The organism is Microbacterium sp. Ld4 (assembly GCF_045066555.1).
Taxonomy (GTDB): domain Bacteria; phylum Actinomycetota; class Actinomycetes; order Actinomycetales; family Microbacteriaceae; genus Microbacterium.
In genome coordinates, this window is sequence record NZ_JBISHE010000013.1 from 275,386 (window position 1) to 290,952 (window position 15,567).

The following is a 15,567-nucleotide window of genomic DNA, read 5'->3' on the forward strand; positions in this document are numbered from 1 at the left end:
CCTCGCCCGGTCGGCGTCTCAGGGTGTGCCCGGAGCGGGCGCCTCCGTCCGGCATCCGCAGGACTCGCGGATCACGAGCCGCGTCTCGAGCACCGTGTGGGGGGCGAGCTCTTCGCCGAGCGCCCCCGCAGCGGCGCGGGCGCCGAGCTCGATCACGGGCTGGTGGACGGTGGTGAGCCGGGGGGAGGCGATCTCGGCGAGCGACTGGTCGTCGAACCCGGTGATCGCGACGTCGGCGGGGATCCGGTGACCGAGGCCGGGCAGCGTCGCGAGCAGGCCGATGGCGAGCTCGTCGTTCGCGCAGACGACGGCGTCGGGCAGCGGGCTCTCGTGGATCTGCCGCGCCGCGAGGGCGCCGCTGCGCACGTCGAGCCCGTAGCGGAGCGGCTCGGCGGCCTCGGTGAGCCCGTGTTGGGCGAGGGCCTCGCGGAATCCGTCGTAGCGCATCGTCGTGTCGGGGGATCCGCTCGGCTCGCCCACGAACTGCAGCCGGCGGTGCCCGTGCACCTCGATGAGGTGGCGGGTGAGCTCGGCCGCGGCCGCGCGCCCGTCGGTCGTCACGGAGGGGGTGTTCTCGCTCTCGCCGGCGACCACGACGACGCGGCCGCTCTTCGCCAGGCGGGAGATCTCGTCGGCGGGCACGGTTCCGCCCGCGATGATGAGGCCGTCGGTGCGTTCGGCGAGCTGCCGCACGGATGCCACGGCGTCGGGCCGCAGGTGCGTGCCGAGCACGTTGATGGCGACGCCGCGTTCGACGGCGACCGACTCGGCACCCTCGATGAGCGCCGCGAAGTACGGGCCGCCGAGGCCCGGGAGCACGATGCCGAGGGTGTTGGTGCGCTGGTACGACAGCGCACGGCCGAGCGAGGAGGGCGTGTAGCCGAGGCGGTCGATCGCCTCCTGCACCCGCTTCTTCGTCTCGCCGGTGACGCGGGGATCGTCGTGGGTCACGCGGGAGACCGTCGCGACCGAGACGCCGGCGTCGCGCGCGATGTCGCGGATGGTCGGGCGCGCCGGCGCCGCCTGCGGGGTGGACTCGCGGCTGCGGGTGACGGAGCGGTCGGTGCTCATGGTCCCGCCTCACCTCCTCGTGAAGATCCGGGTGGATCCGGCGATGTAACCGGATACATCGCCCGACTGTAGCGGATGGTAACCGGTTACATCAAGACCCGAACGCGGGATGCCGACCGGCCGCCGTCAGGACGACACGGCGCGGAACGCGTCGCCGAGCCACCTGTCGTAGGCCGCCCAGGCATCGGCCTGGGTGGCACGGATCCGATCGATGTGCGCCGTGATCGCACCGGTGAGCGTGAACCATTCGCCGCCCTCGCGGAGGTCGGCGAACTCGCGATGCCGCTGCTGCTCGAGGGCGCGGCCGCCCGGCTCGAAGGCGAGCAGCTCGTCGTGGCGGATGGCCCGCAGGCGGGCGCGTGGTGTCGCCGACGTGCCGATCTTCACCCGGTCGGCGTAGCGCAGGTAGTAGACGACCTCGACGCGGGGCCGGGGGAGGTCGGCATCCGGGGCATCCCCCCACCGCCACCCGCACCGCGCGCAGTGCCGGACGCCCTGCGGCGCCGCCCCGGTCGTCCCGCCGCAGACGCGGCAGGGCCCGGGAAGCTCCTCGAGTGGCGTGGTGTCGGGCACCGGACGATTCTCGCTGCCGGGTGCGACACCGTGCGCACCGCACTGTTCCCTCCTGGCGGTGCGGGTCAGCCGGTCTGGTGGGCGGCGAGGGCGTCGCCCAGGGCCTGCCGCACTGCGGTGACGGCGACGCTCTCGCGCGACGACGACCGCATCGCGGCGAAGATCTCGCGTACGGGCGCTTCGGGGAGATCGACCAGGCGCACGCTGTCGCGCTCGCCCGACCAGACGAGGTCGGGCAGCAGCGCGACGGCGTGCCCGGCGGCCACGAGGCGCACGTGCGCGATGAGGTCGGTCGCCACGTGTCGCACGTCGGGCTCGAATCCCGCCGCCCGGCACTGCTGCACCGACCACTGGTGCACGGCGGTCCCGGCGGGCTCCATGACCCACGGGCGGTCCCTGAGATCGGCGAGGGATGCCGCGTCGTCACCGGGCGGGAGGACGAGGCGGATGGGGTCGGAGCCGAGGAGTTCGCGCACGATGCCGGGGCGCAGCTCCCGCGTGTGTCCGGGGTACTGCTCGGCCACGACGAGGTCGAAGGTGCGCGCGGCGAGCTCGAACAACGCCTCCTCGGGGGCGCGCTCCGTCATCTCCACCCGCAGGTGCGGCAGCCGGTCGGCGAGGAGCGAGAGCGCGTGCGGCACGAGCGCCTCGGCGGCCGTCGGCATGACCGCGATGCGCACGAGGGGGCGGGTGCGCGGCGACGACTGGAGCTCGAGCGCGATGGCCTCGTCGGCTTCGATCGCCCGCGCCGCGTGCTCAGCCAGCAGGCGCCCGTGCGCGGTCAGGCGCATGCGCCGGCCGTCGGGCTCGAACAGCGGCGCACCGGCCTCGCGCTCGAGCAGCGACAGATGCTGCGACACGGTCGAGGCGCTGTACGAGAGGGCGGCGGCGACGTCGGCGATCGTCCCGCGCAGGGCGAACTCGTGCAGCAGGCGCAAACGGTGCAGATCGAACACGACGGCTCCCTCTCTGTTCGGCTGAGCCGAATGGTCATCATCGTAAACCGTCGCTTCTCTCTGAGCATGACGGGCCTCACACTGAGCGGTGACGCACCTGTGGAGGCTTCTATGACGCTCGCATCCCCGGCACCCTCGGCCACGGATCTCACCGACCTCGCCGACGATGCGATCGCGCTCGTCCGGTCGTGGCTGGAGGTGAGCCGCGGCATCCCCGTCGACGCCGCGGCGGGGCGCCTCGCCGGCGTGCTGAGCGACCCCCACGGGCTCGACTTCACGGTCGGATTCGTCGACGGCGTCGTGCGCCCGGAGGATGCCGCGGTGGCGGCCCGGAACCTGCGCGCCCTGGTGCCCCTGACGCCCCGGTTCCTCCCGGCACCCCTCAGGGCGCTCATCGCGCTCGGCGGAGCCGTGGCGCCGCTCGCGCCGGGCATCGTCGTGCCGATCAGCCGCCGGGTCCTCCGCTCGATGGTGCGACACCTCATCGTCGACGCGACCGACGCCAAGCTCGGCGCCGCGATCGCGCGCATCCGCGAGGGCGGCGGTACCCGGCTGAACGTCAACCTGCTCGGCGAGGCCATCCTCGGCAGCGAGGAGGCCGAGCGACGACTCGCCGGCACCAGGCGGCTGCTCGCCCGGAGCGACGTGGATTACGTCTCGATCAAGGTGTCGTCGACCGTCGCCCCGCACAGCCCGTGGGCCTTCGACGACGCCGTCGCGCACGCGGCCGGCGCCCTCGCCCCGCTCTACCGACTGGCGGCCGACGCTCCTGGCGGGGCGAAGTTCATCAACCTCGACATGGAGGAGTACAAGGACCTCGACCTGACCCTCGCCGTCTTCACGTCGATCCTCGAGCGTCCGGAGTTCCGTTCGCTCGAGGCGGGGATCGTGCTGCAGGCCTACCTGCCCGACGCGCTCGGGGCCATGATCCGCCTGCAGGAGTGGGCAGCGCAGCGCGTCGCCGACGGCGGCGCCCCGATCAAGGTGCGCATCGTCAAGGGCGCCAACCTGCCGATGGAACGCGTCGACGCCGAAGCCCACGACTGGCCGCTGGCGACGTGGAACAGCAAGCTCGAGTCGGATGCCTCCTACAAGGCCGTCCTCGACTACGCCCTCCACCCCGAGCGCACCCGCAACGTGCGCATCGGCGTCGCCGGCCACAACCTCTTCGACGTCGCGCTCGCGTGGCTCCTGGCCGAGCGACGCGGCGCCACGGGCGGTGTCGACATCGAGATGCTGCTCGGCATGGCCTCCGCGCAGGCCGAGGCCGTCCGGCGCACCGTCGGATCGCTGCTGCTCTACACCCCGGTCGTCCACCCGGCCGAGTTCGACGTCGCGATCGCGTACCTGATCCGGCGGCTCGAAGAGGGCGCCTCCCACGAGAACTTCATGTCGGCCGTGTTCGACCTGGGCGCCGATGAGGCACTGTTCGCCCGCGAGCGCGAGCGGTTCCTCGGCTCGATCGCCGCGATGCCGGCAGGCGTCCCCGCGCCGCATCGGGTGCAGGACCGGAGCGCCGCTCCCGTGGCCGCGCCCCGCGCCGCGTTCGCGAACACCCCCGACACCGATCCGAGCATCGCCGCGAACCGCGCCTGGGCCGACGGCATCCGCTCGCGCATGGCGGGGTCGACCCTCGGCGACGAGATCGTCAGCGCGGGCGAGGTGACGAGCGCCGAGGCGCTCGACGCCGTGATCGCCGACACCGTCGCGGCGGGCGCCGCATGGCGGGGCCTCACCGCAGCAGACCGCGCCGAGATCCTGCACCGCGCCGGCGATGAGCTCGAACGCCGACGCGGCGCGCTGCTCGAGGTCATGGGCTCGGAATGCGGCAAGACCCTCGAACAGGGCGACCCCGAGGTGTCCGAGGCGATCGACTTCGCCCACTACTACGCGCACTCCGCCGTGCGACTGCACGAGATCGACGGCGCCGCGCCGCGTCCCGTCGCGCTGACGGTCGTCACCCCGCCGTGGAACTTCCCGGTGGCGATCCCCGCCGGGTCGACACTCGCGGCCCTCGCGACCGGGTCGCCCGTCATCATCAAGCCCGCTCCGCAGGCCGAGCGCTCCGCTGCCGTGATGGTCGAGGCCCTCTGGGCGGCCGGTGTGCCCCGGGGCGTCCTCCGCTACGTGCGGGTCGACGAGGGCGACCTCGGCAAGAGGCTCCTCTCCGACCCCGCCGTCGGCCGACTGATCCTCACCGGCGCCTACGAGACGGCCGAGCTGTTCCGCTCCTTCCGCCACGATCTGCCGCTCCTCGCCGAGACGAGCGGCAAGAACGCGGTCATCGTCACGCCGAGCGCCGACCTCGACCTCGCCGCGAAGGACGTCGCGTTCTCCGCCTTCGGCCATGCGGGTCAGAAGTGCTCCGCGGCCTCCCTCGTCATCCTCGTCGGCAGCGTCGCGACGTCTGAGCGCTTCCGCCGTCAGCTCGTCGACGCCGTCCGGTCGTACCCCGTCGGTCTCCCGGACGACGGGGTGACCCGGATGGGTCCGCTGATCGAGCCGGCGCAGGGCAAGCTGCTGAACGCGCTGACCTCGCTCGAGCCCGGGCAGAGCTGGGTGCTCGAACCCCGCCGACTCGACGACTCGGGCACGCTCTGGAGCCCCGGCATCCGCAGCGGCGTCGAGCGCGGCAGCGCGTTCCACCGCACCGAGTACTTCGGCCCGGTGCTCGGCATCATGACCGCCCCGACCCTCGAGGACGCGATCGCCCTCGTGGGCGAGATCGACTACGGGCTCACGTCGGGCCTGCACTCGCTCGACGAGTCGGAGATCGACACGTGGCTGGCGTCGGTGCCGGCGGGCAACCTCTACGTCAACCGCGGCACGACGGGGGCGATCGTGCAGCGGCAGCCCTTCGGCGGGTGGAAGCGCTCGGCCGTCGGCCCCGGCACGAAGGCGGGTGGGCCGAACTACCTGATCGGCCTCGCCGACTGGGCCGACGCCCCCGCCGCCGTCGGGGCGGAGCGCCCCGACGCGCTGACCGCCGCCGCGCTCCCCGGCGTTCCAGGCGACGAGCGCGCGTGGGTCGCGTCTGCGCTGGCGACGGATGCCGCGGCGTGGCGTCAGGAGTTCGGCGAAGTGCGCGACGCGACCGGCCTGACGACCGAGCAGAACGCGCTCCGCTATCAGCCGGTGCCCGTGACGGTGCGCGCCGAGGGCGGCCGCATCGCCGAGCTCGTGCGCGTCGCCGCGGCCGGCATCCGCACCGGAGCACCGATCGTGGTCAGCGCGCCGACGGCCCTGCCCGCAGCGGTGGCGGCCTGGCTCCTCGGAGCAGGCGTCACCGTCGTGGTCGAGGGCGATGCGCTGTGGTCGGCGCGCGTGCGCCGACTCGCTGCGTCGGGCGGACGGCTGCGACTCATCGGGGGAGCAGTGAGCGACGTGACCGCGATCTCGGGCGGTGCGCCCTCGCTCGCGGTGTACGCCGGGCCGGTCGTGTCGGCCGGACGCGTCGAGATGCTGCCCTTCCTCCGGGAGCAGGCGGTGTCGGTGTCGGCCCATCGGTTCGGCACTCCGCGCCGGTACGACATCCCGCGCCTCGCGGCGGCGACGTCGGCCTGACCTCTCGGCGCCGGGATCCGGCGGCCGTCAGTCTCGCGCGGCGCCCGATACTGTCGGGGCATGGGCAAGCTCTTCGAAGGAATCGACGCCACGCTGGCCGCCTGGATCGAGGCGCAACCGCTGTGGTTCGTCGCGACGGCTCCGCTCGCGGAGACCGGGCACGTGAACGTCTCGCCGCGCGGTCATGACACGCTGTCCGTCCTCGGACCGCGCCGTGTCGCCTGGGTCGATTACACGGGGAGCGGCGTCGAGACGATCGCCCATCTCCGTGAGAACGGACGCATCTGCGTGATGTTCCTCTCCTACGGTGACCGCCCGAGGATCGTCCGCCTGCACGGGACGGGCTCCGTCCTCCTCCCCGGCGATCCCGGCTTCAGCGAGGTCGTCGATCGGCATCCCGACAACCCGAGCACCCGTGCCGTCATCTCGGTCGAGGTCACCAGGATCAGCGACTCGTGCGGGTGGGGCGTGCCGGTCATGGACGTCACCGAGGAGCGAGATCTCATCCGCCGCCACGCCGAGAAGAAGGGCCCCGCGGGGATGGACGACTACCGGCGTCAGAAGAACGCGCTCAGCATCGACGGACTCCCCGGCCTCTAGGGCGCCCCGGCTCGGGCGAGGCGGCTCCGGCAGCCGGTCCTCGAGAAGCTTGTTAGGGTTACCTAAGTAGGCGGGCGCTGCCCGCAACGCACCCTCCTACGAAAGGTTCGTCATGCCGTCGCGCCCGTTCGGCCGTCTCGCCACCCTGTTCATCGCCTCGGCTGCAGCCGTCACGCTCCTCGCCGGATGCACGAGCGCACCGACGACCGAGGCGACGCCCGCCGCCGGCGAGGCCGCAACCCACGAGGTGACGCACGCCCGGGGCGCGACCGATGTCCCCGACGCCCCGCAGCGCGTCGTGACGCTCGAGCCCCTCGAACTCGACACCGCCGTGGCCGTGGGCATCACGCCCGTCGGCGCGGCCGTCGCCAGCAACGTCGCCGGCGTGCCCGCCTACCTCGGCGTGGACGACGTCGCGCCCGTGGGCACGGTTCTCGAGCCCGATCTCGAGGCGATCGCCGCACTGAAGCCCGACCTGATCCTCGGCACCGAGGCCCGCCACTCCGAGCTCTATGAGCAGCTGAGCGCCATCGCCCCGACCGTCTTCATCGCGACGCAGGCCGACCCGTGGCGCGACAACGCGGCCCTCATCGGCGAGGCTCTCGGTCGTGAGGACGAGGTCGAGGCGCTCCTCGCCGCCGTCGACGACCGGTGCGAGGCCCTCGCCGCCGAGTACGACGTCGCCGGTGAGACGGTGCAGCTCATCCGCCCCCGTGACGAGACCACGCTGAGCCTCTACGGCCCGGTGTCGTTCGCCGGCAGCCTGCTCGAGTGCGTCGGATTCACCATTCCCGACCGTGAGTGGGAAGACGGCCTGCAGGCCGACATCTCGCCCGAGAACATCGCCGACGCCGCCGCCGACCACGTCTTCGTGACGACCGCCGATGTCACCGACCCCACGACCCTGCCCGCCGCGATCCGCGAGAACACGCGGGCCTTCCCGGCGCCGACCCTCGTCGACACCGCCTCCTGGGTCTCCGGCGTCGGCCCCCGGGGTGCGCAGGCCGTCCTCGATGACATCGAGGAGTACCTCGACGAGACCCGGTGACCGGCCTCCGCGCGAGCGAGCGCACCGCCTCGTCCCCGCCCCGCGTCTCGCGCGTGGTGGGCGGCGGGGCCGTGCTCGTCGTCGCGCTCCTCGTCTGCATCGCCCTCTCGCTGACGGTCGGCGCGAATCCGCTCGCTCCCGATGTCGTCCTCGCCGCCCTGCGGGGCGAGGGCACGCCTGAGAGCACCTATGTCGTGTTCGACCTGCGCATTCCGCGCACCGTCGCCGGCATCGTCGCGGGCGCGGCCCTCGGCGTGGCCGGCGCCCTCATCCAGGCGTTCACACGAAACCCGCTCGCCGACCCCGGCATCCTGGGCGTCAATGCCGGGGCGGCCCTCGCCGTGGCGCTCGGCATCGCCGTCTTCGGACTCCGCGACCCCGCGGCATCCGTCTGGCTCGCCTTCGCCGGCGCGCTCGTGGTGACCGTCGCCGTCTACCTGATCGGCGCCTCGGGTCGCAGCGGCGCCGACCCGCTGCGGCTGACGCTCGCCGGGGTCTCGATCGGCGCCGTGTTCTCGGGGATCACGACGGGCATGACGCTGAGCGACCCCGACGCCTTCGACGCGATGCGCAGCTGGAACGCCGGCTCCCTCCTCGGCAGCGGCGTCGAGGTGATCGGCGCGGTCGCCCCGTTCATCGCGGTCGGCATCGCCCTCGCCGTGGTGCTCGCGCCGGGCCTCAACGCCCTCGCCCTCGGCGACGATGTCGCTCGCGCCCAGGGGGCTCGCGTCGGCGGCATCCGCATCGGCGTGATCGTCGCGGTCACCCTCCTCGCCGGCGCGGCGACGGCGCTCGCCGGCCCGATCTCGTTCGTCGGGCTCATGGTGCCCCACATCGTCCGGTGGCTCTTCGGCGTCGATCAGCGCGTCATCGTGACGCTGTCCGCCCTGCTCGCGCCCGTGCTCGTGCTGGTGTCCGACGTTCTGGGCCGGGTCATCATCGCGCCGGCCGAGGTGCCGGTCGGAATCGTCACCGCGTTCGTCGGGGCACCCGTCCTCATCGCGCTCGCCCGGCGACGAAAGGCGAGCACCCTATGAGCGTCGACACCCGCCACGGGATGCCGCAGCGCACCCATCCGCGCCGGGCGGAAGGCCTCGACGTCGGCCATCGCCGCGTCGTCCTCCGGCTCGGGCGCGCGGCCGTACCCCTCCGCACACGCACCCTGATCGTCGGGGCGGTGCTGGCCCTCGTCGCGGGTGTGCTCGCCGTCGTCTCGCTCGGGCTCGGCGCCTACGCGCTCACCCCCGACGCGGTCCTCCGCGTGCTGGCCGGGGGCGGCGAGGGCCTCGACCGGACCGTCGTGATGGAGTGGCGGCTGCCGCGCACCCTCGCGGCGCTGACGATGGGCGCGCTGCTGGCGATCGCGGGCGCCCTCTTCCAGGGCGTCACGCGCAATCCGCTCGCGAGCCCCGACATCCTCGGCCTCTCGAACGGCGCCTTCACGGGGATGCTGCTCGCCCTGGTCTTCGTCTCGGCGAGCTGGCCCGCGCTCACCGTGGGCGCCGTGCTCGGCGGCCTCGCGACCGCGGCGGTCATCTGGTCGCTCTCCCTCCGCGGCGGGCTCCACGGGTTCCGTCTGATCGTCGTCGGCATCGGCGTCTCGGCGATGCTCGCCTCCCTCAACACGTGGATGCTGCTGCAGGTCGAGCTCGAGACCGCGATGTTCGCCTCGGCCTGGGGCGCCGGGTCGCTGAGCGGGGTCACGGCCGCGCCGCTGGCCGGTGCGCTCGCGTGCGCGGCGCCCTTCGTCGCAGCTGCCGCCCTCCTCACGCCGCAGCTCCGGCAACTCGACCTGGGCGACGATCTCGCCGCGGCATCCGGTGCACGTCCGCACGTGGTGCGCGCGCTCGCCCTGCTGATCGGCGTCGTGCTGGTCGCGGCCGCGACCACGGTCGCGGGGCCGGTCGCCTTCATCGCCCTCGCGGCGCCGCAGATCGCCCGCCGCCTCACCCGCACGCCGTCGCTGCCCTTCGCGGTGTCGGCTCTCGTGGGCGCAGCCCTGCTGCTCGGCTCCGACATCGTCGCGCAGCACGTCCTTCCCGTCAGCCTGCCCGTCGGGGTCGTGACCGTCTCTGTCGGCGGCGCCTACCTCGTGCTCATGATCGCTCTGGAGATCCGCCGCCGTGCCTGAGACCCCCTCCGCCCCCTCGCCGTCGTCGGGTGCCCCGCGCCTCGCCGCCGAGCACGTCACGCTGTCCTACGACCGCGCCGACATCGTCGCCGACCTGTCGGTGGGCATCCCGCCCGGGTCGTTCACGGTCATCGTCGGCCCGAACGCCTGCGGCAAGTCGACGCTCCTGCGAGGGCTCTCGCGCCTGCTGACCCCGACGCACGGGCGGGTCGTGCTCGACGGCCGTGCGATCTCCGAGTATCCGGCCAAGGAGGTCGCGCGGCGCCTCGGCCTGCTGCCGCAGAGCGCGATCGCCCCCGACGGCATCACCGTCGCCGACCTCGTCGGCCGCGGACGCTACCCGCATCAGAACCTCCTGCGGCAATGGTCGGATGCCGACGAGCTCGCCGTGATCGACGCCCTCGACGCCACCGGCACGAGAGACCTGTCGTCGCGCGCGGTCGACGAGCTCTCGGGCGGCCAGCGCCAGCGGGTCTGGGTGGCGATGGTGCTCGCCCAGCAGACCGACCTGCTGCTGCTCGACGAGCCGACGACCTACCTCGACATCGCGCACCAGGTCGAGCTGATGGAGCTCCTCGCCGCGCTCAACCGCCGGGGCCGCACGATCGTGGCCGTCCTGCACGATCTGAACCACGCTGCGCGGTACGCGAGCCACCTCATCGCCATGCGCGACGGCCGCATCGTCGCGGAGGGTGCGCCGGCCGACGTCATCACGAGCGAGCGCGTGCGCGAGGTCTTCGGCCTGGCCAACGTCGTCATCGCCGACCCGGTGACCGGCGGGCCGCTGGTCGTGCCGCTCGGCGGCACCGGCGTGGCCGACCCGCACGCCGCAGCCCGCGCCGCCGGAATCGAGGAGGGCGCATGACCGATCCGCGCCCCTGGGCCTACAGCGCATTCCGCGTCGAGGTGAGCGCGCGCCGGCTGCTGAGCCCGCGGTTCCTCCGGCTGACCTTCTCGGGCGACGACCTCCGCCACTTCGCCCCGTGGGGCGTCGACCAGCGGATCAAGGTCGTGCTGCCGATGGCAGACGGGACGATCGCCGATTTCGGCCTGCTCGCCGAACCCACCCCGCACCCGTCCGACTGGTACGCGAGATGGCGGGCGCTTCCCGAGGGTGAGCGCAACGTGCTGCGCACGTACACGCCGGCCGAGATCAGGCCGGAACGCGGCGAGATCGACGTCGACTTCTTTCTGCACGAGCCGGCCGGGCCCGCGTCGGCGTGGGCGCGCGCAGCCGAGATCGGCGAACGGCTCGTCATCACCGGGCCCGACGCTCGAAACGGCTACACCGGGTACGGCATCCACTGGGCGCCCGGCGAGGCGACCCGGTTCCTGCTGACCGCCGACGAGACGGCGTACCCCGCGGCGCGCAACATCCTCCGGAGCCTGCCGCCCGCGGCATCCGTCGACCTCTTCGTCGATGCGCTCGACTTGGCCGACGACGTGCTCTCCGCCGCAGCGCCGAGCGGTGTCCGCGTGCATGTGGTCCCGCGCGGACCGCACCCGTGCGACCGCCTGCAGGAGGCCGTGCGCTCCTGGAGCGCCGCGTCGCCCGGGCTGGCGGGCGACCCCGGATTCTTCGCCTGGCTCGCCGGAGAGTCGGCGTCGGTGGCGGGAGTCCGGCGGCTGCTCACCCGCGAGGTGGGCGTGCCGAAGGAGCGGGTGGCGTTCCTCGGCTACTGGCGTCAGGGCGGGCCCCTCGTCGACTGACCCGTCGGCGCGGCGCGGCTCCGCCACGAACAGCCGCTGGATGTAACCGGATACATCGGGTATCGTCCCCGTGGTAACCGGTTACATCGGGTCCCGGTCGCGACGATGCGACCGGCCGGGACTGCAACGACGCAGACAAGGAGCGACCGGATGACGACCCCCACCCTCGCGGACCGCCTCGACCGGATCGTGCTCTACCAGGCGTACCCGCAGAGCTTCGCCGACGCCGACGGCGACGGCATGGGCGACCTCGACGGTCTCGCGGCGCGCCTCGACTACCTGCAGTGGCTGGGCGTGGATGCCGTCTGGGTGAACCCCTGCTTCGTCTCACCGATGCGCGACGCGGGGTACGACGTCGCCGACTTCGATCACATCGATCCGCGCTACGGCGGCGACGCCGCGTTCGACCGCCTCATCGCCGAGGCCGACCGCCGCGGCATCGCGATCGTGCTCGACCTCGTCGCCGGGCACACCTCCGACGAGCACCCCTGGTTCCGCGCCGCGGTCGATGATCCCCGCGACCACCGCTACGTCTTCGCCGACGAGCAGGCCGACGGCTTCGAGCCGGTCCCGGGCCGTCGCGGCGGGTTCTACCGCCCCAACTTCTTCGCCTTCCAGCCCGCGCTGAACTTCGGGTTCGCCCGCACGCATCCGGGTGAGCCGTGGCGGCAGCCGGTCGACGCCGAGGGGCCGCGCGCCAACCGCGACGCCCTCGTCGACATCATCCGCGGCTGGTACGACCGCGGGGTGCAGGGTTTCCGGGTCGACATGGCCGCCTCGCTCGTGAAGGACGATCCCGGCCACGTCGAGACGGCGCGCCTGTGGAACTCCATCCGGCAGCGGCTCGACGCGACCCACCCCGGGCGCATCCTGCTGTCGGAGTGGGGCGACCCGAAGCGCGCGATCCCGGCGGGCTTCCACAGCGACTTCTTCCTTCAGTTCGGCGGCGACGACGACGGCCGGCCGCTCAAGTCGCTGGTTAACAACAACAGCGGCACGGTGCACGAGGCGTGGAATCAGACCGAGGTCTGGGCGGATGCCGCCGGCACAGGTGACGCGGGCGACTTCGTCGCCGCCTGGCGGCAGGCCGCCACCGCCATCGCCGCCGACGGCCGGGGCGGCGTGGTCGGGCTCCCGACGGCGAACCACGACTTCACCCGCGTGGTGAGCGGCCCGCGCGACGCCGACCAGGCCCGCTCGGTGCTCCTCCTGGCGCTCACCTGGCCCGCCCTCCCGTCGATCTACTACGGCGACGAGATCGGCATGCGGTACGTGCCGGGGCTCGCGAGCGTCGAGGGGTCGTCCCTCGGGCCGACCTACGAGCGGGCGGGCTCCCGCACCCCGATGCAGTGGGGCGATCTGGGCCAGGGCGGCTTCGGCGACAGCGAGGGCGGTTCCGGCCCGGCAGAGGTCTTCCCCTCGCGATACCTGCCGGAGGACCCTGACCCGCAGCGTCCGACCGTGGCCGCGCAGCGTGGCGACGCGGCATCCCTGCTGCACTTCGTCCGTGCTGCGATCGCCCTCCGCCGCCGCGACGACCGCCTGTCGGCGCGGGCCGAGGTGGGCGTCCTCGGCACCGGGTATCCGTTCGCCTACGTGCGCGGCGGCTCGCTCCTCGTCGCCCTCAACCCCTCCGGCGCGCCTCGCACCCTCGCCGTCCCGGCATCCGATCCGGCCGCGGGCGACCCGGCGGTCGTCCTCGCGCACCGTGCGCGCCTGGCCGGCGACACCCTCCATCTCGACGCGTTCGGCTGCGCCGTCGTCGACCTGGCCCCGACCCCCGCCGCACCCGATGCGGCATCCGATGAAAGGAACACCGCATGACGACGCACACCGGACCGACTTCCCCCGCCCCAGGTGGGTTCCTCTGGGGCGCGGCCACGGCGGCGCACCAGATCGAGGGCGGCAATGTGAACACCGCCCACTGGGAGTTCGAACACGCTCCCGACACGACGGTGCAGGAGCCGTCGGGCGACGCGTGCGATTCGTACCACCGCTATCCGGAGGACATCCGGCTGCTCGCCGAGGCGGGCCTCACGACCTACCGGTTCTCGATCGAGTGGGCCCGCATCGAGCCCGAGAAGGGCATCGTCTCGCGGGCGCAGCTCGACCACTACCGGCGCATGATCGACACGTGCCGGGATGCCGGTGTCACCCCCTTCGTCACGCTCCACCACTTCACGGTGCCGCGCTGGCAGGGGCGCGACGGCGGCTGGTACGCCGACGACGTCGTCGACCGCTTCCGCCGGTACACCGAGACGGCGACCCGCATCCTCGACGACGTCGACTGGGTCGTGACGATCAACGAGCCGAACATGATGGTTAATCAGACCGAGGCGAAGATCGACACCGAGCAGGGCGTCAACTTCCCCGGCCCGTCGCCGCACGTCGCACAGGTGATCGCCGAGGCGCACCACGCGTCGGTCGAGGTGCTCAAGGGACTCGGCCACGTGAAGAGCGGCTGGTCGGTCGCGAACCAGGTGTACCAGGCCGTGCCCGGCTACGAGAAGGAGCGCGACGAGTGGGGCTACTGGCGGGAGGACTACTACCTCGAGCAGGCCCGGGGCGATGACTTCATCGGTGTGCAGTCGTACCTCCGCACGATCATCGGGCCCGACGGGCCGGTGCCCTTCGCCGACGATGTCGAGCGCACGCTGACGGGGTGGGAGTACTACCCCGAGGCCCTGGGCCACGCTCTCCGTCACACGCACGAGGTGACCGGCGGCATCCCGATGGTCGTGACCGAGAACGGGATGGCGACGCAGGACGACCGTCGCCGCATCGACTACACGACCGGGGCCCTCGAGGGAGTGTCAGCTGCCCTCCAGGGCGGCCTCGACGTGCGGGGGTATCTGCACTGGTCGCTGCTCGACAACTACGAGTGGGGGTCGTTCCGGCCCACGTTCGGCCTGATCGGGGTCGACCACGAGACCTTCGAGCGCACCCCGAAGCCGAGCCTCGCCTGGCTGGGCGACCTCGCCCGCCGGGGCGTCCTGCCCGCCGGCTGACCGGGGCGCCGCCACGGGGGCGAGCCCCGGCCCGCCCATCGGGCGGTCGGGGCTCGGGTCGTGCTCCCGGAGAGAGGCAGGCGCCGGATCAGTCGTCCATCTCGGTGCCGATGACCGCGCCCGAGCCGTCGAGGGTGATCTCGACGATCTGGCGGTCGGCGGTGAGGATCGAGATGTCGAAGGGCGACCGGTTGTCGTCGTCGGCGTCGATGTCGATGATCCGTCCGTCGACCTCGCCGAGCGCCGCGGCCACCATCGTGTCGAGCGTCTGCGCGTCGAGGATGCGCTCGGGGGCACGGTCGTCGGCGTCGGCGCGCTCGGTCTCGCGGACGACGGCCTGGCCGTCGGCGCCCACGAGGACCTCGGTCTCCGATCCGTCGGCGCCGCGGAGCGTGACGTCCCAGCTGCCGTCGCGGTTCGCGTCGATCGCGGTGGGCTGACCCTCGGCGGCGCCCTGGGCGGCCGTCGCGATGGCGCCGAGCTCATCGGCCGTCGTGGCGCCGAACTCGCCGGATGCCGCGGCGTCGCCGTCGGTCTGCGGCGCTGCGTCGTCCGCTGCGTCGTCGTCCGCGCTGTCGTCCGTCGCGCTGCCACCGGTCTGCGCGGCGTCGGTGGAGCCCTGGGCGGTGGCGCCGTCGGAGCGTTGGCCGCTGATGACGCCGCCGAGACGGTCGTCGTCGTCCTGGCCGTCGGCCATCGAAGCGCCGATCGCGACACCGCCGCCGACGAGCAGGGCGACGCCGAGTGCGGCTCCGCCGGCCATCAGGGCGGTGCGGCCGCGACGCTTCGCGGGCTTCTCGACGGGCGGGTCGGCGAGGGGCTCGTAGGCCTGGGTCGGCGCCGTCGGGGTGGCCGCGGCGGGCGTGCGGTCGGGGGTCTCGGGGGTGCTGTTGTTCTCGCTCATGT

13 protein-coding genes are annotated in these 15,567 nt (G+C 73.2%); 9 read left to right on the forward strand and 4 right to left on the reverse strand.

What is annotated here, in order from left to right; translation table 11 throughout:
- Positions 1 to 18: 18 nt before the first annotated feature.
- From ACJJV7_RS11990 to ACJJV7_RS12000, 3 genes are all read right to left on the reverse strand, one after another.
- Entirely contained in the window at positions 19 to 1,071 is a 1,053-nt protein-coding gene (locus ACJJV7_RS11990; protein WP_405374436.1) for a LacI family DNA-binding transcriptional regulator, read from the reverse strand.
- Positions 1,072 to 1,197: 126 nt separating this feature from the next.
- Complete coding sequence (locus tag ACJJV7_RS11995; protein ID WP_405374434.1) at positions 1,198 to 1,644, reverse strand: GIY-YIG nuclease family protein; 447 nt, start codon at positions 1,642 to 1,644, stop codon at positions 1,198 to 1,200.
- 65 nt (positions 1,645 to 1,709) lie between these two features.
- A complete protein-coding gene (locus ACJJV7_RS12000) occupies positions 1,710 to 2,600 on the reverse strand; it encodes a LysR family transcriptional regulator (RefSeq protein WP_405374433.1) in 891 nt (296 codons plus the stop codon).
- 111 nt (positions 2,601 to 2,711) lie between these two features.
- Here ACJJV7_RS12000 and ACJJV7_RS12005 point away from each other — a divergent pair, with 111 nt between their 5' ends.
- The 9 genes from ACJJV7_RS12005 (at position 2,712) to ACJJV7_RS12045 (ending at position 14,661) form a co-directional block, all read left to right on the forward strand.
- Positions 2,712 to 6,164, forward strand: coding sequence for a bifunctional proline dehydrogenase/L-glutamate gamma-semialdehyde dehydrogenase (locus ACJJV7_RS12005; RefSeq protein ID WP_405374431.1), 3,453 nt, complete (start codon positions 2,712 to 2,714; stop codon positions 6,162 to 6,164).
- Positions 6,165 to 6,224: 60 nt separating this feature from the next.
- Positions 6,225 to 6,764, forward strand: coding sequence for a pyridoxamine 5'-phosphate oxidase family protein (locus ACJJV7_RS12010; RefSeq protein WP_405374429.1), 540 nt, complete (start codon positions 6,225 to 6,227; stop codon positions 6,762 to 6,764).
- A 112-nt stretch (positions 6,765 to 6,876) separates the two neighbouring features.
- Positions 6,877 to 7,812, forward strand: coding sequence for an ABC transporter substrate-binding protein (locus tag ACJJV7_RS12015; protein ID WP_405374428.1), 936 nt, complete (start codon positions 6,877 to 6,879; stop codon positions 7,810 to 7,812).
- The gene (locus ACJJV7_RS12020) at positions 7,809 to 8,849 is read left to right on the forward strand and encodes a FecCD family ABC transporter permease (protein ID WP_405374426.1); all 1,041 of its coding nucleotides are present in this window, start codon (positions 7,809 to 7,811) and stop codon (positions 8,847 to 8,849) included. Before ACJJV7_RS12015 ends, ACJJV7_RS12020 begins: the two co-directional genes overlap by 4 nt.
- Positions 8,846 to 9,943 (forward strand): FecCD family ABC transporter permease, encoded by a 1,098-nt coding sequence (locus tag ACJJV7_RS12025; protein ID WP_405374424.1) that lies wholly within the window; start codon positions 8,846 to 8,848, stop codon positions 9,941 to 9,943. Before ACJJV7_RS12020 ends, ACJJV7_RS12025 begins: the two co-directional genes overlap by 4 nt.
- A complete protein-coding gene (locus ACJJV7_RS12030; RefSeq protein WP_405374422.1) occupies positions 9,936 to 10,808 on the forward strand; it encodes an ABC transporter ATP-binding protein in 873 nt (290 codons plus the stop codon). The genes ACJJV7_RS12025 and ACJJV7_RS12030 overlap by 8 nt, the downstream gene beginning before the upstream one ends.
- Positions 10,805 to 11,653 carry a siderophore-interacting protein gene (locus tag ACJJV7_RS12035; RefSeq protein WP_405374420.1) on the forward strand — a complete coding sequence of 283 codons (849 nt, stop codon included), beginning with the start codon at positions 10,805 to 10,807 and terminating at the stop codon, positions 11,651 to 11,653. Before ACJJV7_RS12030 ends, ACJJV7_RS12035 begins: the two co-directional genes overlap by 4 nt.
- Positions 11,654 to 11,803: 150 nt before the next feature.
- Positions 11,804 to 13,477: an alpha-amylase family glycosyl hydrolase gene (locus ACJJV7_RS12040; protein WP_405374419.1), complete on the forward strand. Its 1,674-nt coding sequence runs from the start codon at positions 11,804 to 11,806 to the stop codon at positions 13,475 to 13,477.
- Complete coding sequence (locus ACJJV7_RS12045) at positions 13,474 to 14,661, forward strand: glycoside hydrolase family 1 protein (protein ID WP_405374417.1); 1,188 nt, start codon at positions 13,474 to 13,476, stop codon at positions 14,659 to 14,661. The genes ACJJV7_RS12040 and ACJJV7_RS12045 overlap by 4 nt, the downstream gene beginning before the upstream one ends.
- A gap of 88 nt (positions 14,662 to 14,749) precedes the next feature.
- Here ACJJV7_RS12045 and ACJJV7_RS12050 read toward each other — a convergent pair whose 3' ends face one another.
- Positions 14,750 to 15,565, reverse strand: coding sequence for a hypothetical protein (locus tag ACJJV7_RS12050; RefSeq protein ID WP_405374416.1), 816 nt, complete (start codon positions 15,563 to 15,565; stop codon positions 14,750 to 14,752).
- Positions 15,566 to 15,567: the final 2 nt, after the last annotated feature.

Excerpts from the sequence above, each read along its gene's own strand:
- ACJJV7_RS12010 (WP_405374429.1), top strand. The coding sequence starts at position 6,225 with ATGGGCAAGCTCTTCGAAGGAATCGACGCCACGCTGGCCGCCTGGATC.
- ACJJV7_RS11990 (WP_405374436.1), bottom strand. The coding sequence starts at position 1,071 with ATGAGCACCGACCGCTCCGTCACCCGCAGCCGCGAGTCCACCCCGCAG.
- ACJJV7_RS12050 (WP_405374416.1), bottom strand. The coding sequence starts at position 15,565 with ATGAGCGAGAACAACAGCACCCCCGAGACCCCCGACCGCACGCCCGCC.
- ACJJV7_RS12005 (WP_405374431.1), top strand. The coding sequence starts at position 2,712 with ATGACGCTCGCATCCCCGGCACCCTCGGCCACGGATCTCACCGACCTC.
- ACJJV7_RS12040 (WP_405374419.1), top strand. The coding sequence starts at position 11,804 with ATGACGACCCCCACCCTCGCGGACCGCCTCGACCGGATCGTGCTCTAC.
- ACJJV7_RS12025 (WP_405374424.1), top strand. The coding sequence starts at position 8,846 with ATGAGCGTCGACACCCGCCACGGGATGCCGCAGCGCACCCATCCGCGC.
- ACJJV7_RS12035 (WP_405374420.1), top strand. The coding sequence starts at position 10,805 with ATGACCGATCCGCGCCCCTGGGCCTACAGCGCATTCCGCGTCGAGGTG.
- ACJJV7_RS12045 (WP_405374417.1), top strand. The coding sequence starts at position 13,474 with ATGACGACGCACACCGGACCGACTTCCCCCGCCCCAGGTGGGTTCCTC.
- ACJJV7_RS12015 (WP_405374428.1), top strand. The coding sequence starts at position 6,877 with ATGCCGTCGCGCCCGTTCGGCCGTCTCGCCACCCTGTTCATCGCCTCG.